The sequence below is a fragment of the Cellulomonas sp. genome (assembly GCF_015234515.1).
Lineage (GTDB): Bacteria > Actinomycetota > Actinomycetes > Actinomycetales > Cellulomonadaceae > Cellulomonas.
In genome coordinates this window covers 1-19,243 of sequence record NZ_JADGMY010000022.1, presented here as the reverse complement: position 1 = coordinate 19,243, position 19,243 = coordinate 1, and the positions used below count along the sequence as shown (strand labels likewise).

24 protein-coding genes are annotated in these 19,243 nt (G+C 74.7%); 13 read left to right on the top strand and 11 right to left on the bottom strand.

The features are described 5' to 3' along the window. Positions 1–185: 185 nt before the first annotated feature. Complete coding sequence (locus IR158_RS08970) at positions 186–539, top strand: metallopeptidase family protein (RefSeq protein WP_291812211.1); 354 nt, start codon at positions 186–188, stop codon at positions 537–539. After that, positions 536–1,453 (top strand): cation diffusion facilitator family transporter, encoded by a 918-nt coding sequence (locus tag IR158_RS08965; protein ID WP_291812209.1) that lies wholly within the window; start codon positions 536–538, stop codon positions 1,451–1,453. Before IR158_RS08970 ends, IR158_RS08965 begins: the two co-directional genes overlap by 4 nt. Positions 1,454–1,534: 81 nt before the next feature. Here IR158_RS08965 and IR158_RS08960 read toward each other — a convergent pair whose 3' ends face one another. Together IR158_RS08960 and IR158_RS08955 are read right to left on the bottom strand one after the other, a co-directional pair. Continuing rightward, on the bottom strand, positions 1,535–2,653 hold the full coding sequence (locus tag IR158_RS08960) for a S1 family peptidase (protein ID WP_291812207.1): 1,119 nt from the start codon (positions 2,651–2,653) through the stop codon (positions 1,535–1,537). A 75-nt stretch (positions 2,654–2,728) separates the two neighbouring features. After that, entirely contained in the window at positions 2,729–3,679 is a 951-nt protein-coding gene (locus IR158_RS08955; RefSeq protein WP_291812206.1) for a LysR family transcriptional regulator, read from the bottom strand. A gap of 102 nt (positions 3,680–3,781) precedes the next feature. Between IR158_RS08955 and IR158_RS08950 the strand changes: the two genes are divergently transcribed. Beyond that, positions 3,782–4,687 (top strand): LLM class flavin-dependent oxidoreductase, encoded by a 906-nt coding sequence (locus tag IR158_RS08950; protein WP_291812204.1) that lies wholly within the window; start codon positions 3,782–3,784, stop codon positions 4,685–4,687. A gap of 17 nt (positions 4,688–4,704) precedes the next feature. On the opposite strand, the gene galE is transcribed toward IR158_RS08950, so the two are convergent. Continuing rightward, a complete protein-coding gene (gene galE / locus IR158_RS08945; RefSeq protein WP_291812203.1) occupies positions 4,705–5,682 on the bottom strand; it encodes a UDP-glucose 4-epimerase GalE in 978 nt (325 codons plus the stop codon). A gap of 154 nt (positions 5,683–5,836) precedes the next feature. Between galE and IR158_RS08940 the strand changes: the two genes are divergently transcribed. Genes IR158_RS08940 through IR158_RS08915 form a run of 6 tightly spaced genes read left to right on the top strand, consistent with a single transcriptional unit; the run spans position 5,837 to position 11,213 of the window. Continuing rightward, positions 5,837–7,000, top strand: coding sequence for a polyprenyl synthetase family protein (locus IR158_RS08940; RefSeq protein ID WP_291812201.1), 1,164 nt, complete (start codon positions 5,837–5,839; stop codon positions 6,998–7,000). 44 nt (positions 7,001–7,044) lie between these two features. Beyond that, entirely contained in the window at positions 7,045–7,971 is a 927-nt protein-coding gene (locus IR158_RS08935; RefSeq protein ID WP_291812199.1) for a squalene/phytoene synthase family protein, read from the top strand. Then, positions 7,968–9,620, top strand: coding sequence for a phytoene desaturase family protein (crtI, locus tag IR158_RS08930; RefSeq protein ID WP_291812197.1), 1,653 nt, complete (start codon positions 7,968–7,970; stop codon positions 9,618–9,620). Before IR158_RS08935 ends, crtI begins: the two co-directional genes overlap by 4 nt. Further along, positions 9,617–9,991, top strand: coding sequence for a lycopene cyclase domain-containing protein (locus IR158_RS08925; RefSeq protein ID WP_291812195.1), 375 nt, complete (start codon positions 9,617–9,619; stop codon positions 9,989–9,991). The genes crtI and IR158_RS08925 overlap by 4 nt, the downstream gene beginning before the upstream one ends. Beyond that, on the top strand, positions 9,988–10,344 hold the full coding sequence (locus tag IR158_RS08920) for a lycopene cyclase domain-containing protein (RefSeq protein WP_291812193.1): 357 nt from the start codon (positions 9,988–9,990) through the stop codon (positions 10,342–10,344). The genes IR158_RS08925 and IR158_RS08920 overlap by 4 nt, the downstream gene beginning before the upstream one ends. Then, positions 10,344–11,213, top strand: coding sequence for a prenyltransferase (locus IR158_RS08915; RefSeq protein ID WP_291812192.1), 870 nt, complete (start codon positions 10,344–10,346; stop codon positions 11,211–11,213). Before IR158_RS08920 ends, IR158_RS08915 begins: the two co-directional genes overlap by 1 nt. Before the next feature lie 171 nt (positions 11,214–11,384). Here the strand turns inward: IR158_RS08915 and IR158_RS08910 are convergent, their stop codons facing one another. The 3 genes from IR158_RS08910 to IR158_RS08900 form a co-directional block, all read right to left on the bottom strand. Then, positions 11,385–12,071 (bottom strand): YceI family protein, encoded by a 687-nt coding sequence (locus IR158_RS08910; RefSeq protein WP_291812190.1) that lies wholly within the window; start codon positions 12,069–12,071, stop codon positions 11,385–11,387. A gap of 133 nt (positions 12,072–12,204) precedes the next feature. Beyond that, positions 12,205–12,759: an MOSC domain-containing protein gene (locus IR158_RS08905; protein ID WP_291812188.1), complete on the bottom strand. Its 555-nt coding sequence runs from the start codon at positions 12,757–12,759 to the stop codon at positions 12,205–12,207. Between the two features lie 92 nt (positions 12,760–12,851). Continuing rightward, entirely contained in the window at positions 12,852–13,727 is an 876-nt protein-coding gene (locus IR158_RS08900; RefSeq protein WP_291812186.1) for a formate/nitrite transporter family protein, read from the bottom strand. A gap of 280 nt (positions 13,728–14,007) precedes the next feature. Here IR158_RS08900 and IR158_RS08895 point away from each other — a divergent pair, with 280 nt between their 5' ends. Together IR158_RS08895 and IR158_RS08890 are read left to right on the top strand one after the other, a co-directional pair. After that, the gene (locus IR158_RS08895) at positions 14,008–14,646 is read left to right on the top strand and encodes a hypothetical protein (protein WP_291812183.1); all 639 of its coding nucleotides are present in this window, start codon (positions 14,008–14,010) and stop codon (positions 14,644–14,646) included. Continuing rightward, positions 14,603–15,049 (top strand): GNAT family N-acetyltransferase, encoded by a 447-nt coding sequence (locus IR158_RS08890; RefSeq protein ID WP_291812181.1) that lies wholly within the window; start codon positions 14,603–14,605, stop codon positions 15,047–15,049. Before IR158_RS08895 ends, IR158_RS08890 begins: the two co-directional genes overlap by 44 nt. Positions 15,050–15,062: 13 nt before the next feature. Here IR158_RS08890 and IR158_RS08885 read toward each other — a convergent pair whose 3' ends face one another. Then, the gene (locus tag IR158_RS08885; RefSeq protein ID WP_291812180.1) at positions 15,063–15,473 is read right to left on the bottom strand and encodes a TIGR03618 family F420-dependent PPOX class oxidoreductase; all 411 of its coding nucleotides are present in this window, start codon (positions 15,471–15,473) and stop codon (positions 15,063–15,065) included. Positions 15,474–15,588: 115 nt separating this feature from the next. Then, on the bottom strand, positions 15,589–16,680 hold the full coding sequence (locus IR158_RS08880) for an NADH:flavin oxidoreductase/NADH oxidase (protein ID WP_291812178.1): 1,092 nt from the start codon (positions 16,678–16,680) through the stop codon (positions 15,589–15,591). A gap of 198 nt (positions 16,681–16,878) precedes the next feature. On the opposite strand from IR158_RS08880, the gene IR158_RS08875 reads away from it, so the two are divergent. Next, positions 16,879–17,340 (top strand): hypothetical protein, encoded by a 462-nt coding sequence (locus IR158_RS08875; RefSeq protein WP_291812176.1) that lies wholly within the window; start codon positions 16,879–16,881, stop codon positions 17,338–17,340. A gap of 15 nt (positions 17,341–17,355) precedes the next feature. Here the strand turns inward: IR158_RS08875 and IR158_RS08870 are convergent, their stop codons facing one another. The 3 genes from IR158_RS08870 to IR158_RS08860 form a co-directional block, all read right to left on the bottom strand. Further along, entirely contained in the window at positions 17,356–17,559 is a 204-nt protein-coding gene (locus IR158_RS08870) for a hypothetical protein (RefSeq protein WP_291812174.1), read from the bottom strand. 162 nt (positions 17,560–17,721) lie between these two features. Next, positions 17,722–18,114 carry a hypothetical protein gene (locus IR158_RS08865; protein ID WP_291812172.1) on the bottom strand — a complete coding sequence of 131 codons (393 nt, stop codon included), beginning with the start codon at positions 18,112–18,114 and terminating at the stop codon, positions 17,722–17,724. A 27-nt stretch (positions 18,115–18,141) separates the two neighbouring features. After that, complete coding sequence (locus IR158_RS08860; protein ID WP_291812171.1) at positions 18,142–18,339, bottom strand: hypothetical protein; 198 nt, start codon at positions 18,337–18,339, stop codon at positions 18,142–18,144. Positions 18,340–18,519: 180 nt separating this feature from the next. On the opposite strand from IR158_RS08860, the gene IR158_RS08855 reads away from it, so the two are divergent. Next, positions 18,520–19,083, top strand: coding sequence for a phosphoribosyltransferase family protein (locus tag IR158_RS08855; RefSeq protein ID WP_291812169.1), 564 nt, complete (start codon positions 18,520–18,522; stop codon positions 19,081–19,083). Positions 19,084–19,243 lie beyond the last annotated feature (160 nt).

Genomic DNA, 19,243 nt, shown 5'->3' with positions numbered 1-19,243 from the left:
ATTCGAACCCGTGCTACCGCCGTGAAAGGGCGGGGTCCTAGGCCGCTAGACGATGAGGGCGGGTTGTCCGCCCCGGACGTCGAGGCGTCGGAAGACCGGTGATGAGCATACGGTCTGGCGGCCGGAAGTCCAAAGCGGGATCGGTTGCGCAGGTCAGAGGCACCGCCGGGGGGCAGGATGGGGGCGTGGTCGAGATGACGCGCGAGGAGTTCGAGGACGCGGTGCGCGATGCCCTGGACGAGATCCCGGAGGAGCTCGCGGCGATGATGGACAACGTCGTCGTGCTGGTCGAGGACGACGCGCCCGACGACGAGCCCGACCTGCTGGGGCTGTACGAGGGCACGCCGCTGACCGAGCGGGGCGAGTTCTGGGCGGCGGGGTCGCTGCCCGACCGCATCTTCGTCTACCGGCTGCCGACGCTCGCGATCTGCGAGGACCGGGACGAGGTCGTCGAGGAGGTCGCGATCACGGTCGTGCACGAGATCGCCCACCACTTCGGCATCGACGACGAGCGGCTGCACGCCCTGGGCTGGGCGTGACGCACCACCACGGTCACGCGTCCCACGGGCCGGCGAACGTCCGGTTCCGGGGCAGGATCGCGTGGGTGCTCGGCCTGACGCTCGTCGTCATGGCGGTCGAGGTCGTCGGTGGCCTGCTGTCGGGCTCGTTCGCGCTGCTGGCCGACGCGGGTCACATGCTCACGGACGCGGCGGGGCTGGCCGTCGCGCTCGGGGCGAGCATGCTCGCCGGGCTGCCCTCGACGGCACGGCGGACGTTCGGCTGGCAGCGGGCCGAGATTCTCGCGGCGATGGTCAACGGGCTCGTGGTCGCCACGGTGGGCGTCCTGGTGCTGGTGGAGGGCATCCGTCGCATCGCGCGACCGGGTGAGGTCGAGCCCGGGCTGATGCTCGCGGTGGCCCTCCTCGGCCTGTCGGCGAACGCCGTGGGGCTGGTGCTGCTGCACCGCGGACGTCAGGAGTCGCTGAACGTCCGCGGCGCGTACCTGGAGGTGCTGGGGGACGCCCTCGGGTCCGTCGCCGTCGTGGCCGCGGCGCTCGTCGTGCTGGCGACGGGGTTCGCGCGCGCCGACGGGATCGCCTCGGTCCTGATCGCTCTCCTCATCCTGCCGCGGGCGGGCATGCTGCTGCGTGACGTCGCCGCCGTCCTGCTCGAGGGGACGCCCGCGGGGGTCGGCCTCGACGTCGTGCGCGAGCACATGGCCGGCGTGCCGGGCGTGGTCGGCGTCCACGACCTGCACGCGTGGACGATCACCTCCGGGGTCCCGGTGCTGTCCGCCCACGTCGTCGTGGCGGACGACGAGCTCGACCAAGCGGGCACCGGGCGCGTCCTCGACGCCCTGCGCACGTGCCTGTCGGGGCACTTCGACGTCGAGCACTGCACGTTCCAGCTCGAGCCGGCGTCGCACGGCGGGGAGCAGGGGCTGCACCCGTGAGGGAACGGCGGGCGGCGCGACGCCCCCTGAGCCGCGCCACCCGCCGCCTGGTCGCCCGTCGGACGGTGACGGGCGGGTCGGTCAGCCGGTCACGAGCCGCAGGCCGTAGGCCTGCAGGATCTCGTTGACCGGCTGGAAGTACGTGGTGCCCCCGTAGCGGCAGTTGCCCGAGCCGCCGGACGTCACGCCCTGCGCCTGCGTGCCGGCGACCAGCGAGCCGCCGGAGTCGCCCGGCTCCGCGCAGACGTTCGTGCGGATCAGGCCTGTGACGGTGCCCTGCGAGTAGCGGACGGTCGAGTTGTAGGCCTGCACCGTGCCGCACCGCCACCCCGTCGTGCTGCCGGAGCGGCACACGTACGCGCCGACCGCGGCCTGCTGCGAGCCGGTGACGCGCACCGTGCCGCCCGAGTAGTTGTTGACCAGGCCCCGCGGGGTGTTGCCCGACGCGACCTGGACCCACGCGTAGTCGTTGCCGGGGAACGAGGATCCGCGGAAGGTGCCGGAGGGCGACGTCGTCGACGCTCCCACCGTGCCGCAGTGGCCCGCGGTCACGAACCCGCCCTGGACGGCGAAGCCGACCGAGCAGCGTGACCGCGCGTTGATGTAGTACGCGTTGCCGCCGATCACGTCGATGAAGGTCTGCGGCGCCTCGGCGGTCGCGAGCGTGACGGCGTCGGCGGGGACCCCGGCCGCGGCCACGAGCTCGGCTGCGGCCGCGGTGCTGCCGACCGCCTCGACGACCAGCCGGTTGGTCGGCACGTCGACGTACCAGGTCGCGACGTCCGCGGGCAGGCCCGCCGCGTCGAGCCGGGCGCCCAGGGACTCGAGCTCGGCGAGCGTGCGCTCGGCCGGGACGGTCGTCACGCCCGTGGCCATGGGGCCGCGGACCTTCGACGGCGTCGTCGTGGCGACGTGCACGGTGCCGGCCGCCGGGTCGACCCATGCGCCCGCGTACGTGGACCCCAGCGCCTGCGTCAGCGTGCGGACCTTCGTGGCGGCGTCGGCCTGGAAGGTCATGCGTCGGGTGGCGTCGGTGCGCGGGACGCCCAGGTCGCGTTCGAGGGCCTCGACCATCCCCGCAGGGAGGTCGGAGGACGGGGTCGCGGCGGAGGCGCCCCCCGTCGTGAGCGGTGCGAGCAGCAGCGTCAGCGCGGTGGCGCCGACCGCGGCCGCGCGGCGGAAGGTGGCGGAGGTGCTCATGGTGGGGCCTCTCGTTCGGTGACCGTGTTGTCACGATAGGCACCAACTCCAGTCAGAATCTAGAGCGTTCCCCAGTCACACCGCCGGCCGGTCCTGGCGTGCCGGGTCCGGCGCCGCGTGCGGCACGTCGGCGCCGGCCTCCCGGAGCTGGTCGTGCCGCGCGTCGCGGGCCGCGGCACCCAGGCGGTCGCGCAGGTCCGGCGGGGTGTCGCCGTGCACCGCGAGCCAGGTCGACCAGCTGAGCGGCGTGCCGCGCAGGCGCACGCCACGCAGCTCGCCCGGCAGCGCGCCGTGGGGGTGCGCGAGCGCCACGGCGCCTCCGGTGCGGACGAGGTCGAGTCCCGCCGCCCGGTCGCACTCGCTGGGCGTCGGCGGAGCGAACCCCACCCGGGCGCACGCCCGCAGGAAGCACTCGGTGAGGCAGCCGTCCCCGACGGCGACGACCCAGCGCTCGTCGGCCAGCTCCGCCAGGTCGGCCTCGTCACCGCACGCGTGGTCGGCGCGGACGACGACGTGCACGGCGTCCGTGCCGACGAGCTGCCACCGCACCCCTGGTGCCGCCGGCGGGAGCGCGTCGCCGCACATGCCTGCCAGGACGGCGTCGTGCGTGCCGGCCGCCAGCTCGGCGACGGCTCGGGCGCTGTCCGCGGTGCAGCGCAGCGTCGGGGGAGGGGCGCCGCCGTGGGACAGCCGGTGGACCAGGGCCGCCGCGAGGGTCGAGTCGGTGCTGGCGAGGCGCAGCGTCGTCCTCGTGTCCCCGCCGGCCAGCCGTCGGGCGTCCTCCAGCAGCGCGTCCATCGCCGGCAGCAGCGTGCGGGCGCGGTCGAGGACCAGCATGCCCAGCGGCGTCGGGCGCACGCCGCGGTGGTCCCGGACGAACGAGGCGCCACCCAGGGCTCGGTCGATCCGGGACAGCTGCGCGCTCAGTGCCGGCTGCGCGATGCCCAGAGCCGCCGCCGCCTTCGTGATGCTGCCGAGGGAGGCGACCGTGGTCAGGGTGCGCAGGTGCCGGACCTCCAGGTCCATGGCGCCGAGGGTACGGGTGCACGTGCCGTGCTGTCACTGTCCACTAGCACGCGGGATCGCGATGCTGTGACTGCCGGGGGGTCAGGGGTAGCGTGACCGGCCATGGTGAGGGTCGGGGTGGTGCTGCTCCCGCAGGAGCGGTGGTCGAGCGCGCGTGCGCGGTGGCGACGGGCCGAGGAGCTGGGGTTCGACCACGCGTGGACCTACGACCACCTCGCGTGGCGCGACCTCGCCGACGAGCCGTGGTTCGCGACGGTCCCGCTGCTGGCCGCGGCGGCCGCCGTCACCGAGCGCATCGGGCTGGGCACGTGGGTCGCCTCGCCGAACTTCCGGCACCCCGTGCCGTTCGCCAAGGACGTCATGGGCCTGGACGACGTGGCAGGGGGCCGGTTCGTCCTCGGCGTGGGTGCCGGCGGTGAGGGCTGGGACGCGGGGGTGCTGGGACCGGCGCCCACGCGCGGGGAGCGCACGCGGCGGTTCGCCGAGTTCCTCGGCCTGCTCGACACCCTGCTGACGCAGCAGGTCACGGACCACGACGGCGAGTTCTACGAGGCGCACGGCGCCCGGATGGTGCCCGGGACGCTCGCCCGGCCCCGCCCGCCGTTCGTCGTCGCCGCGAACGGTCCCCGCACCATGGCGCTCGCCGCGCGGTACGGCCAGGGGTGGGCGACCTACGGCCCGGGCACGGGTGTCGGCGACGGCCTGGACGCCGCTGCCGCGCAGGAGGCGTGGTGGCGCGGGCTGGCCGGGATGGTGGACGTGTTCGACGAGGTCGCCGACGGGCGCCCGGTCGGACGGTGGCTGAGCCTCGACGGTGCTCCCCGGTTCTCGCTCGGCTCGGCGGCGCTCGCGGTCGAGGGCGTCGAGCGCGCCGCCGCGCTGGGGTTCGGCGACGTCGTCGTGCACTGGCCGCGAGCCTCGGGCGTGTACGCCGGCGACGAGCGCGAGCTCGAGCGGTTCGCCGCGGAGCTGCCCCGGCTGCAGGCGCTGGAGCCGGCCGCCCGCTGACGTGCCGGGTGTGCCCGTCACGTGGCGCGGCGGCGAGCCTCCCACGCGCTGGCGACCATCTGCTCGGGGGTGTGGCGCATCGCCCAGTCGAGGTCACGTGCCGCGGCCTCGCCCGACGCGACGATGCGGGCGGGGTCGCCGGGGCGGCGCGGCGCCACCTCGGGCGTGAAGTCGATGCCGGTGACCTGCGCGACGGTGGTCATGACCTGGCCGACCGACAGGCCGTCGCCCGAGCCCAGGTTGTAGACCCGCTGGAGCGTGCGGCCGTCGGCGAGCGCGCGGGCCGCGGCGACGTGCGACACGGCCAGGTCGGCGACGTGCACGTAGTCGCGCACGCACGTGCCGTCCGGCGTGGGGTAGTCCGCGCCGTTGACGCGCGGCGTGCGCCCGGCGGTCAGGGCGTCGAGGACCAGCGGGAACAGGTTGTGCGGGCTCGAGTCGTACAGGTCCGGGGAGCCGGAGCCCACCACGTTGAAGTACCGCAGGGACGTGTGACGCAGGCCCGTCGCGACGCCCTGGTCCCGCAGCAGCCACTCGCCCACGAGCTTGGACTCGCCGTAGGGGGACTCCGGGTTCGGGGGGGTGGTCTCCGTGACGACGTCGACGTCGGGCGTGCCGTAGACCGCGGCGGACGACGAGAAGACCACCTGGTCGACGCCGGCCTCCGCCATCGCCTCGAGCAGGTGCGCGGTGCCGGTGACGTTCTGCTCGTACGTGTGCAGCGGGCGCTGCACGGAGACGCCCGCGTACTTGAAGCCCGCGAGGTGGACGACCCCCGTCACCGCGTGCTCGACGAGCGCGGCGCGGACCGCGGCGGTGTCGACGACCGACGCGCGGACGAACGGCACGTCACCCGGCACGAAGTCCGCGTGACCGCTGGAGAGGTCGTCGAGGACGACGGGGAGCAGCCGCTGGTCGTGCGCCGCCGCTTCCTGGAGCGCCCGCACCACGTGCGCACCGATGTACCCGGCACCGCCCGTCACCAGCCATGTCATGCCGGGGAGCATATCGATCGCACTGGACGCCGGATCGGCCAGGTCGGGTCCTGCGCCCCGGCACCCCGCCCCGTGTGGCGCCCCGGGCTCTCCGGTGGCCGGAAACCGAATCCTCAGTACGCTGAGTAATCTTCGACGGCTCCAGGGGGGCGACGTGGGTCACATCAGCGAGCGCCGACAGCCCGGCGGGACCGTCGCGGTCCCCGCACTCGCCGACACGCCGGCGCCCCCGGCGCTGTCCGTACCCGACCGTGCACCCGGTGCCGCACTCGCGCACGGGGTCGAGGAGGTCACCGACGCGGCCGCGCGGATCCTGCGCGACCTCGTCGCGGAGCAGCGGCGCCGGGCCGTCGCGTTCGACCCGGCGTGCGCGGACCTGTGGCAGGACCTCGACGCGGTGACCGGCGGCAAGCTCCTGCGGCCGCGGCTCGTCGCCGCCGCCTACCTCGGCCTGGGCGGTACGGACGTGTCCGCCGCGGCCCACGTGGCGGCCGCGCACGAGCTGCTGCACACCGCGATGGTCGTGCACGACGACGTGCTCGACCACGACGAGGTCCGCCGCGGCCGCCCCAACGTCGCCGGCCGCACGCGTGCCCGGCTCGCAGCGAGCGGCGCGCCACGGTCCGCCGTCGACCAGCAGGTCGGCGCGGCAGCGCTCCTCGCGGGGGACGCGGCGCTGGCCCAGGCCTTCGGGCTGCTGGCCACCGGCCACGTCCCGGCCGCGGCCGTCGGCGAGCTCGTGCGGCTGTTCGCCGACGGCGTCGCCACGACCGTGAGCGGTGAGCTGCTCGACGTCCGCGGCGCCCTCGCCGCGCCGGCCGACGTCGACGCCGTCCTCGTCGCCGAGCTCAAGACCGCCGTCTACTCGTTCCGCGTCCCGCTCGAGTCCGGTGCGGTCCTCGCCGGTGCGCCCGGTACCGCGCGGGCCGTGCTCGCGGGCGTCGGGACGGCGCTGGGCGTCGCGTACCAGCTGGTCGACGACGAGCTCGGGACCGTCGGGGACCCCGCACTCACCGGCAAGCCCGTCCTGTCCGACCTGCGCGAGGGCAAGCGGACCGAGCTGCTGCGGGTCGCCTGGGGACGGGCGGACACCCGGCAGGCCACGGTCCTGGCGGCCCACGTGGGGCGTCCGGACCTCGACGAGGCCGGCGCGCGCGCGGTCGTCGACGTCCTGCACGACACCGGTGCGGTCGAGGCCGTGCGCACCCTGGCGCGCCGCAGCGCCGACATCGCGCGTACGCTCGCCACGACCCTGCCGGAGCCGTTGGCCACGTACCTGGCGGGCGTCGTCGACGACCTCGCCGGACGCGCGCGCTGACGGCACCCGGACCGCCCGGCACGACCGAGATGAGGACGCACGACATGCGTACGGCCACCACGGGTCAGGTCCTGTACGACGCGACCGCGATGCGGGCCAGCGCGCTCGTGCTGCGGGCGTACTCGACGTCGTTCGGCCTGGGCACGCGCCTGCTCGGCGCACGCACCCGCGCCGACATCCAGGCCGTGTACGCCCTCGTCCGCCTCGCGGACGAGGTGGTCGACACCTACCGCGGGCCCGACGCGGGCGCCCAGCTCGACGAGCTCGAGGCGCAGGTCGCACGGGCGCTGCGCACCAGCTACTCGACCAACGTCGTCGTGCACGCGTTCGCGCGCGCCGCGCGACGCACCGGCATCGGCCACGGCGAGATCGACCCGTTCTTCGCCTCGATGCGGGCCGACCTGACCGTCCGCACGCACGACCGCGAGAGCTACGAACGGTACGTCTACGGGTCCGCGGAGGTCGTCGGCGTCATGTGCCTGCGCGTCTTCCTCGACGCCGAGCGGCGGCCCGGTGGCCCGCGGGTCGAGCCGGTGCCCGCGGCCGTCGACGGCGCGCGTGCGCTCGGTGCCGCGTTCCAGAAGATCAACTTCCTGCGGGACCTCGCCGCCGACAGCGGCGACCTGGGGCGTGCGTACCTGCCGGGTATCGACCCCGAGCACCTCACGCACGCCGACGTCCGCGCGGTCCTCGACGAGATCGGCGGCGACCTGGACCGTGCGCGTGCCGCCCTCCCGCTGCTGCCGACGCGTGCCCGGTGCGCCGTCGCCGCGACCACCGCGCTCTACGACCGGCTGCTGCGGGACCTCGCCGCGACACCCGTCGAGACGCTGCGGACGCGGCGCGTCCGCGTGCCCGGGCCGGTCAAGGCCGTCGTCGTCGTGCGGGCCGTGGCGGGTGTCCTGGCCGGTGAGACGAGGGACCGGGTCCGCGACACCCCGCTGCTGCGCTCGCGGGCGGTGGCCCCGTGAGCGGTGGCGTGCGGGTCGTCGTGGTCGGCGGTGGCGTCGGCGGCCTGGCGACCGCGGCGCTGCTGGCCCGCGGCGGAGCCCGGGTGACGCTGCTGGAGCGGCACGAGCAGCTCGGCGGGCGGACGGGGACGTGGGAGGCCGACGGCTTCCGGTTCGACACCGGGCCGTCGTGGTGGTTCATGCCCGAGGTCGTCGAGCACACGTTCGCGCTGCTCGGACGGCGGGTCGCCGACCACGTGGACCTGCGGCGCCTGGACCCCGCGTACCGGCTGTTCCCCGAGCCGGGCTCCGGCGTCGAGCCGTTCGACGTGGTCGCCGACCCGCACGCCAACGCCGCGACGTTCGACGCGCTCGAGCCCGGTGCCGGCGCGGCGATCCGGCGGTACGTCGACGACGCCGGCGAGGCGTACCGGACGGCGCTCGACCACTTCCTCTACACGACGTTCGAGCGCCCCGACCGCGCGCTCTCGGCGGACGTGCTGCGTCGCTCCGGGACCCTGGCCCGGCTCCTGACGCAGACGCTCGCCGAGCGCATCGCCGGGACGGTCAGCCACCCCGTCCTGCGCCAGGTCCTCGGCTACCACGCGGTGTTCCTCGGCTCCTCGCCGTACCGCGTGCCCGCGCTGTACTCGCTGATGAGTCACCTCGACCTCGGCGACGGCGTCTACTACCCCCGCGGCGGCATGTACACGCTCGTCGAGGAGCTCGCCAAGGCCGCGGTCGAGGAGGGCGTGGTCGTGCGCACCGGCGCCGACGTCGTCGCGGTCGAGGTCGACGACGCGCCCCGCACCCGGCGGCACCCGCGACGTCGCGGCGTCGCACGGGGCGTCCGGCTCGCCGACGGGACGCTCGTCCCTGCCGACGTCGTCGTGTCGGGCGCCGACCGGCACCACACCGAGACCGCGCTGCTCGGGCCCGACCACGCGGACCTGCCCGAGCACGTCTGGGAGCGGAGCGGTCCGGGCATCTCGGCGCTGCTGGTCATGGCGGGCGTCCGGGGCCCGCTGCCGGAGCTGCGGCACCACTCGCTGTTCTTCACGCAGGACTGGCCGGGCAACTTCGAGGACATCCTCGGGCCGGGGCCCGCGACGCCCGCCGCCGGGCTGCGCGTCCCCGACGTCGCGTCGCTCTACGTCTCACGCACGACCGCGACCGACCCCACCGCGGCGCCCCCGGGGCACGAGAACCTGTTCGTCCTCGTGCCCTTCCCGGCCGACCCCGCGCTCGGCACCCGGCCGGGGGAGCTCGACGCGCACGCCGACCGCTACCTCGACCAGATCGGTGCCTGGGCGGGGGTGCCTGACCTGCGCGCACGCGTCGTCGTGCGACGCGTCGTAGGCCCCGCCGACTTCGCGCGCGACCTGTCCGCGTGGCGCGGCACCGCGCTCGGCATGGAGCACACCCTGCGCCAGTCCGCGATGTTCCGGCCGGGCGTCGCCTCGCACCGGGTGCCGAACCTGCTGCACGTGGGCGGCGGGACCGTCCCCGGCGTCGGGCTGCCGATGGTCCTCATCGGGGCCGAGCTGGTGGCCAAGCGGCTGCTGGGCGAGACGTCGTCGCGTCCGCTGCCCGCGCCGCTGCGGCCCGGGTACCTCGCCTCCGGGCTGCCGCGCGGCCTGTGGTCCGACGTCACGGCAGGGCGTGCATGACCGGGTTGATGTACCTCGGTGCGCTGCTGCTGTCCCTGGGTGGGCTCGCGCTGCTCGACCGGCGGTTCCGGCTCGCGTTCTGGCACGACGCGCGGCGCTCGGCGTGGACCGTCGGGCTCGGCGTCGTGGGCTTCCTGCTGTGGGACGTCGCCGGGCTCGCGCTCGGGATCTTCGCGCGCGGGGACTCGCCCCACATGACGGGCCTGCTGCTGGCGCCCGACCTGCCCGTCGAGGAGGCGTTCTTCCTCGCGCTGCTGAGCTACACGGGCCTGCTCGCGTGGCGCTGGTTCGACGTGTCGGCGGCGCAGCGTGCGGCGGGACGCGACGCGCTACGGGACGCCCCGCGGCGCACGGGGCGGGAGGCGTCGTGACGAACATCGTGCTCAACGTGCTCGTGCTCGTCGTGCTGGCCGCGGTGTCGTGGCCCGTGCTGCGCCGCCTGCGCGCGTGGCCGCTGGTCTGGGCGACGCTGCACCTGTGCGTCCTGACCGCGGTGTTCGACACGATCATGATCGACGTCGGCCTGTACGTCTTCGACCCCGCCAAGATCCTCGGGGTGCACGTCTGGGGCGCCCCGCTCGAGGACTTCGCGTACGCGATCGCCGCGGCGGTCCTCGTCCCCGTGCTGTGGACCGTGCTCGGGCGCTCGCCGCGCACGTCGTCGCGCCCGGACGGGCACCCGGCCGCCGGGCCGGACGCCGCCCCACCGGGGGCCGAGGGCTGATGCGCGAGCTGCTCGCGGCCTCCCGGCCGTTCTCCTGGGTCAACACCGCCTACCCGTTCGCCGCGGGGTGGCTCATGGCCACCGACGGTCGCCTCGACGTGCGGCTGGTCGTCGGGACGGTGTTCTTCCTCGTGCCGTACAACCTGCTGATGTACGGCGTCAACGACGTGTTCGACTACGCGTCCGACCTGGCCAACCCGCGCAAGGGCGGCATCGAGGGCGGGCTCGTCGACCCGTCCCGGGCCCGCGCCGTGCACCGCCGGATCCTCGTGGCGTGCGCCGTCACGACCGTGCCGTTCGTCGTGTGGCTGCTGGCGCTCGGGTCGCCGCTCGCGGGTGTCGTGCTGCTGCTGGTGCTCCTCGACGTCGTCGCCTACTCGGCGCCGCGGCTGCGGTTCAAGGAGCGTCCGGTCCTCGACTCGTTCTCCTCGGCCGTGCACTTCGTCGGACCGCTCCTCTACGCGCTCGTCCTCGCCGACGCCGACCTCGGAGCGCGCACCGTGTGGCCCGTGCTCGTCGCGTTCGTGCTGTGGGGCATGGCGTCGCACGCCTTCGGCGCGGTGCAGGACGTCCGCGCGGACCGCGCCGGCGGCCTGGCGTCGATCGCGACCGTGCTCGGTGCCCGTCCGACGGTCCTGGCGGCGACCGCCGCGTACCTCGCGGCCGCCGCCGTGCTGCTCGCGCTGCCGTGGCCCGGCGTCCTGGCCGCCCTGCTGCCGCTCCCGTACGCGGTGAGCACGTGGCGGTTCCGCGGCGTCACCGACGACGACTGCGAACGCGCGAACGACGGTTGGCGCACCTTCCTGTGGCTCAACCTGCTGACGGGGTTCCTCGTGACGATGCTGCTCATCGCGATCGCGCTGACCTGACGTCGACGCCCGCGGGGTGGTCAGCCGGACCCGAGCCCGGGGCCCAGGTCGAGCTCCCCGGGGTCCGGCGCTCGGGGTGCTGCTGGGCGTCGTCGCCGTCGTGGGCGTGCTGGTCGTGGCGTCGCTCGCGCGCGGGGGGTGACGCGACCGGCGCGGCCGGGGGAAGCCGCCTCAGACCTGGTGGACGGCCTCGCCGGAGATCTCGATGCGGACCTTCTTGCCGACGAGCCAGCCACCGGCCTCGAGCGCGACGTTCCAGACCAGGCCGAAGTCCTCGCGGTCGATGTCGGTGACGGCGTGGAACCCGAAGATGTCCCGGTCGTACGGGTCGCGCCGCGCGCCGCCGAAGTCCATGCGCAGGGTCACCGACCGCGTGACGTCCTTGATGCGCAGGTCGCCCGTGACGTCGAACTTCATGCGGTTGCGGTCGGCGCGCTCGATGGTGGCGGAGGAGACGCGGCGCCGGTCCGCGTTGTGGTTGCGCAGCCGCGCCCACTGCAGGATCGCGTCCTGCTCGCCGCGCCACGCGACGCCGGTGCTGCGGAACTCCATGGCGGGGAACTGCGCGACGTCGAGGAAGTCGGGGCTGCGCAGGTGGGTGTCGCGGTCGTCGTGGTGGGTCGTGAGGCTCTCGGTCGCGATGACGGCCGTGACCGACGAGTCCAGCGGGTCCTCGCCGACGACGACCGTGGCGGCCGCGCGGGCGAACTCGCCGCGCACCGGGCTGACCATCATGTGCTGGGCGACGAAACCGACGCGCTTGTGGGCGGCGTCGAGCTCGTACGTGCCGGGGTCGGGGATCGTCAGGCCGCGCCACTGCCGGACCGGTCGGTCGGAGGTCCGTATCGGCTCGCTCATGTCGTCGTCCCCACGTCGGTCGGTCGTCGTCGCGCCCCGCCCGACGCGCCGCGGGTGCACCGCTCGAGCGCGCGAGGACGGGACCAGAGAAGATTCAACCACCTTGAGGGCGATTTGCCCCGATCCGGAACGTTTAGCCTCGCCCGAGCAGGACCTCGCGCACCGTCGGTGCGCCCGCCGGAGCGGCGCTCTCCACCGTCACCTCGTCGCCGGCCCCGACCGACCCGCGCTGCACGACCCGCAGGTACGCGCCGACGCGACCCTCGTCCCGGAACCGCCGCACCCACCCGCGCTCGTCGTCGCCACCGACCCACCGCGCGAACGTCGCGCAGGGTGTTCGCGGCCCCGTGACCTCGAGCACCACGTCGGCGCCGACGCGCCAGCGCTCACCGATCCTCGCCGCGTTCGGGTCCAGCCCTGCGACGCGCAGGTTCTCGCCGAACCACCCCGGGGGAAGGTCGCGGCCCAGCTCGCGCGCCCAGTGGTCGGCGTCGTCCTGGCCGTAGACGTACACCGCCTGGTCCTCGCCACCGTGGTACTTGCGGTCGGCCTGGACGTCGGCCCGCAGGCCGTAGCGCCCCACGCGGACGGGGCCGTCCACGGCGCGCTTGTCGATCGCCGTCACGCCCACGGGGCCGGGGTCGCGGCGCAGGGCGTGCACGACGCAGACGGCGAGGATCGAGGGCACGCTCCCCAGGGTAGGACGCCTCCGCGGGACGCCTGGAACGCCCTGACCGGACGGGTGCGCGCTGCGCTGACCGGCCGGGCGGGCGCGCCGTGTCAGACGAGCTGCTCGCGGGGCTCGTCGAGCGGCCGGTCCGCCGTGGCCGGCGGGACGGCCGGAGCCGCCGTGCCGCGCCGGGCACCGGTCCGCCCGTGCGTGGCGTACAGGACGAGGCCGGTGAACGTCAGCCCGCCGACGAGGTTGCCGAGGACGGTGGGGATCTCGTTCCACACCAGGTAGTCCATGACCGTGAACTGCCCGCCGAGCATCAGGCCGGTCGGGAACAGGAACATGTTGACGACCGAGTGCTCGAACCCCATGGCGAAGAACAGCATGATCGGCATCCACATGGCGATCGCCTTGCCCGGGACGTCCTTGGCGACCATCGCGCCGACCACACCGGTCGAGACCATCCAGTTGCACAGCACGCCGCGGACGAACAGCGTCAGCATCCCCGCGGCACCGTGCTCCGCGTAGCCCAGGGTCCGACCCTCGCCGATGTGCCCGAGCGCGACGCCCACCGCGTCGGGCTCGGTGGAGAAGCCGTAGGTGAACACGATCGACATGAGGACCGCGACGGTGAACGCGCCACCGAAGTTGCCGACGAACACCAGGCCCCAGTTGCGCAGCACCCCCCGCCCGGTCACACCCGGGCGCCTGTCGAGCCACGCCAGCGGCGCGAGCACGAACACGCCGGTGAGCAGGTCGTACCCCAGCAGGTACAGCATGATGAAGCCGACGGGGAACAGCAGGGCGCCGATGAGCGCGGACCCGGTCTGGACGGTCATCGACACCGCGAACGCGGCGGCCAGCGTGAGCAGCGCCCCGGCCATGTACGCGCGCAGCAGCGTGTCGCGCGTCGACATGAAGATCTTCGCCTCGCCGGCGTCGACGAGCGACGTGACGAGGTCGGACGGCTTGACGTAGGACATCTTCGGCCCCCGGGACGACGGTCGGTCGACCGCGGTCGCGGCCGGGACCGACGCTAGGAGCCGGGCGTTACGCAGCGGTTCGCCGGATGTGCCCGTGGGGTTGCAGTGTGCGCTCACGACCCGGCGTCGCGCTGTGAGGTCCTCGCCGGGAGCGGGTCGGACGGCGTCGCTCGCCCTCGGCAGACCGCCCGTCACGGGCACCCCTCGCCGTGCGGGGCGTGCCGCCCGGACGTACCGTCGCCGCAGGCCGGGCGTGTCGGCCCCGAGGCGGAGGTGCGGGATGTCGGACCGGTCCGCCCCGTCCGCGGTGCGGCGCCTGGTCGCCGGGCCGGGAGGCGTGGTGCGCGTCGTCGGGGTGGTCAGCCTGCTCGTCGCGCTGGCCCTCCGCGGGCCCGTCGACACGGCGTTGTTCGCGCTCGTCCTCGCCGGGCTGATCGTGCCGCCCGCCGCCGGGGCGCCGCGCTGGCTGGACGCCGCCTACGGGGTCGGGCTGATCGCCGCGGCGTGGTGCGGCGCGCTGGAGCTCTACCAGGCGGTCGCGTGGCTGGACGTCGTCATGCACCTGGTCGTCACCGGCCTGATCGCGGCCGTCGCGTACCTGCTGCTCGCGCGTCGCACGGGTGCGGTCGTCGACCCGCGGGCCGTGACGACGCGGGCCGCGAGGACCGGGCTCGTCGTCGTGACCGTCGGCCTCGGGCTGACGCTGAGCGTCGCGTGGGAGCTGGGGGAGTACCTCGGCAACGCCTACATCGACCCGGAGATCTACGTCGGCTACGCGGACACCGTCGGTGACCTGGTCGCGGGCGGTGTGGGCTCGGCGGTCGCGGGGCTGTGGCTGACCGCGCGGCGCGGCGAGGTTGGGCAGGATGGCCCGCATGACGCACTTCGTCCGTCCCTCGACCGCCGCGGACCTCGATGACGTCGCGCGCCTGTTCCGCGGGTACCTGGAGTTCTACGGCCGACCCGCGGACCCGGCCACGACGCGTGAGTTCCTCGCCGCGCGACTCGCCGACGGCGACTCCGTCGTCCTGGTCGCCGAGGTCGGCGGCGCGGTCGTGGGCTTCGCGCAGTGCTACCCGACGTGGTCGTCGCTGTCCCTGGCCCGCGCGTGGGTCCTCAACGACCTGTTCGTCGACCCGGCCGGCCGCGGCTCCGGGGCCGGGCGTGCGCTGGTGCGCGGCGTGCTCGGCGCGGCACGGGACGCCGGGGCGGTGTCGGTGAGCCTCGAGACCGCCGCGACCAACCGTGCCGCGCAGGCGTTGTACGTGGCCGAGGGCTTCACGCGCGACGACGAGTTCTGGGCGTACTCGGCGGCGGTCTGACCCCGGCGCGCCGTCAGTCCCGCTTCGCCGCACCCCACCCGTGCCAGTGCTCGACCTCGAAGCGCACGCTCACGCGCGGCCGGTCGCGCACCGGGTACGGGTTGCCGCCGTAGTGCGTCGAGAGACGGTCGATGTCGACGAGGTCGACGTCATCGACGATCTCGACCACGCGCCCCTGCACGCTCACGTGCGTGTACCAGTTGTCCTCCGCCAGCGCGGTCAGCGAGACGTGCGGGTTCTCCCGCAGGTGCCGCAGCCGCGCACGGCCCGCGTCGAGGTTGAGGAGCACGCGCCCGTCGTCCTCCAGCAGGTACCAGGTGGCGACGGTGACGGGGTACCCGTCGGGGTGGATGGTCCCCATGACCGCCGGGTTGGGACGGGCGAGCAGCTGGGTGACGTCGGCGGGCAGCGGAGGCTTGGGCACGGTGGTTCCTTCACGACGAGGTGGGACCCCATCCTCGCGCGGCGACTCCGTGGACCGGAAGTGGTCACACCGGTGGTGCTGCGCGGGCGTGGGCGGCCGCAGGTGCGACCACAGCTCAGAGGAGGGAGCCGGCTCGGGCGTACTGGCGGGGGAGGGGGAGGTCGACGCCCAGGGCCCGTGCCGCGCGGTGGGGCCAGAACGGGTCGACCAGCAGGGGCCGGGCGAGCGCGACGGCGTCGGCGGACCCGTCCGCGACCACCTGCTCGGCCTGCTCCGGGTCGGTGATGGCGCCCACCGCGATCGTCGGCACGCCGGCCTCGGCACGCACGCGCGCGGCGTACGGCACCTGGTAGCCCGGCCCGCCGGGGATGTCCACGCGCGGCAGGTTGCCGCCCGTGGACACGTGGACCATGTCGACGCCGAGCGGTGCCAGGTCGCGCGCGAGCCGCACGGTGTCGTCGGCCGTCCACCCGGCGGGCTCGACCCAGTCGGTCGCGGAGACGCGCACCAGCACGGGCATGTCGTCCGGCACCGCCGCGCGGACCGCGGACGTCACCTCGCGCACCAGGCGCGTGCGGTTCTCGAACGACCCGCCGTACGCGTCGTCGCGCACGTTGGAGTCCGGCGAGCAGAACTGGTGCAGCAGGTAGCCGTGCGCCGCGTGCACCTCCACCACGTCGTACCCCGCGGTGACCGCGCGACGGGCCGCGGCGGCGAACGCCTCGACGACGCCCGCGACCTGGTCGGTCGTCAGCGCGCTCGGCGTCGGGTGCCCGTCGGAGAACGGCACCGCGCTCGGCGCGACGACGGGCCACCCGCCCGCGTCGACGCCCACCGGGCCGCCGCCGTTCCACGGTGCGTCGGTGCTCGCCTTGCGGCCCGCGTGCGCGAGCTGGAGGCCCGCGTGCGCGCCCTGCGCGTGCACCAGGTCCACGACCCGCCGGTGCGCCGCGACCTGCGCGTCGTCCCAGATCCCCAGGTCGAACGGGGTGATGCGCCCTTTGGCGACCACAGCGGTCGCCTCGACGATGACGAGGGCGGCACCGCCGGCCGCACGCGCGCCGTAGTGCTGCACGTGCCAGTCGTTCGGTGCGCCCGCGTCCGGGCCGTCGGCCGCCGCCGAGTACTGGCACATCGGCGCCATCCACACACGGTGGGCGAACGTGGTGCCGCGCAGGGTCAGGGGCGAGAAGAGGGCGGAGGGCATGGCGCCATTCTCTCGCCGCTCGGCACGGACCCGGCGCCGTGGTCCCGTGACTCGTGCCACCGGTCCGCGCGGCCTCTCGTGCCCGGGTGGCCGATCGGCGAGGTCGAACAGGGCGCCCGACCGGGGCTTCACCCGCACCGGTGCCGCGTGGAAGCGTGCGGCTCGAGCGACGCGGGGCGGCCGACCGGAGGGGGAGCGATGACCAGGATCTCGACAGCAGGGGCAGCGGTGGGCCTGGCGCTGCTGATGACGGTGGGTGGCGCCGCGACAGCCCAGGCGGCACCGGTGGCGGCGCCGTCGGTGCTGGCGGCGTCGTCCGGCGACCTGACGGCCGAGGCGCGGGTGACGAGCCCGTTCGGCAGCCGCGCGAGCAGCGTGGTCTCCTACGACCGTGACCGCAACACGCTCACCACGACGCTCTCGGTGACGACGGCCTTCCTGTTCATCGGCGCCAGAGCCGAGGCGACGACCACGGTGCACTCGGCGACGGGCGAGCCGCTGTGGACGGTGACGCAGAAGGGCGCCACCCCCTGTGGCACGTGGGTCCCGACGCCGTGCACGACCGGGGTCGAGACGCGCGAGCACACGCCCCCGGCGGTGGTGGCCGATCTGGTGCAGCAGCGGGCAGCGCGAGTCGTGACGACCGTCACCATCCGGTAGCCCTGGCCGCGGGTGCTACCGGTGAGCGGCCGGCCCCGCCTCGGCGGACTCGGCCCAGCCGGACGCCTCCAGCGGCGAGCACCCGGGGACGATCCGCTGCGCCAGCGACGGGACGCGGACCGGCGGCGGCGTGCGCCTCACGAGGCCGAGGGCCAGTGCGAGCGCTCGCTCGCCGTCGCGCTGGATGTCGCTCGCTGTGAGAGCGGTGATGGTGCTCATCGGGGTCCCCTTGCCCGGGTCGTGTGCGCTGTCCGCGCCTACTACGCCATATCGGTCAGGAGAACGGAACGGTTGAACTGATTCACCCACGGGACGACCGATGAGGGCCGGCGGGAGCGGTGTCGCGCGGCGGCGGGACCGGCCGTCCGTCGCGGGGAGCGGCTACGTGTTGCGCAGCGAGACCGGCACCCCGAGGTCGTGGTCGTCCAGGATCGCCTCGATGTGCTCGCGGTCGTCGCCGCCGGGGTAGACGACGAGGACCTCGGCGCGGTCGGGGTGCGAGGAGCACGGCTGCGACGCCGTCACGCTGACCTGGGCGCCGACCGCCTCGATCCGCCGGACCACGTCGGCGTGGACGTCCAGGGCGGCCTGCACCTGCTGCCGGGTCGGCAGCTCGCCGCAGGGGACCCCGGAGGGCCTGCTGTCGTAGAGCGGCTCCTGCAGCAGTGCCGGGCCGAGCAGCGCCGCCAGGAGGACCAGGGCGCAGAGCCCGGTGACGGCGGGCAGCACCCAGGGGCCGAATTCACCCCGGGTCGGGCCGCCCGCCGCCTCCACGGCGCCAGCGTCCCACGGGTGTCGCCGCTACCGCCGCGTGCTCTGCGGCGCCGACTCGTACTCCGTGCTCCAGCCCGACGCCTCGAGCGGCGACGAGCCGGGCACGATCTGCGCCGTCATGGGCGGCAGCTTCGGCGCCGGCACGGTGTCGCGGACGACACCGAGTGCGATCGCGAGGTTCCGACCGTCGACGGTGTGCTTGACGGGTGAGGTGGTCGTGCTCATCGGTTCATCCTTTCCGTGCGGCGTGGAGGGGGCTGTGTCTCCATCTTCGGTAGGCCACCAGCCCCGTCTCAAGAAACGGCGCAGAGTTGGTGCGGCGGGTGGTCCAGGGCGTGGCAGCGGTGCTCATGGGGACCGAGGTCCCGCACAACCGGATGGCGGGATCGCTGGCACGCTGGCCGTGTGAACGACGTGCGGGCGCGTCTGATCGCCGGCTTCCGCCGGCGATCAGATCCCGAGGTCTGGCCCGAGCCGAGCACGTACTACGTCGACTACAGCGCCTGGTGGCGCGACAGCTCGGTCCTCGTCGGGATCGGTCCCGCACTCGCCGGGCTGTTCCAGGACGCAGAGCCCACCGTCGTCCTCGGAACCGAGTCGCACGGCTTCCTGCTCGGACCGCTCGTGGCGCACCACCTGGGGATCGGGTTCGCGGCGGTGCGGAAGGAACCAGAACGCGCCTCGAACGACGAGGTGAGGCTGGTCCGAAGGACTCCGCCCGACTATCGGGGTCGACACCTCGACCTCGCCGTCCGCCGCTCCGTCCTGCGCACGGGGGACCGGGTGCTCTTCGTCGACGAGTGGGCGTCGACGGGCGGTCAGGCGCTGGCGTGCCAGCAGCTGGTCGACGACGCCGACGCCAGATGGCTGGGCGGCGCCGTCGTCGTGGACGCGCTCGAGAACTCAGCCGACCGGCGGGCGCTGAACCTTCGCGGTCTGATCCACGTGCGTGAGCTCAACCGTCGGTGAGCATCACCTGCGGCACGGCACGGCATCGCCGATGCCGGCCGACGGTGTCGATGTCGCTGTCCGGCCGCAGAAGGGAGTGACCCGCGAACGTCGGGTGAGACGGTGGGCCCCGTGGGGATCGAACCCACAACCCGCGGATTAAAAGTCCGCTGCTCTGCCA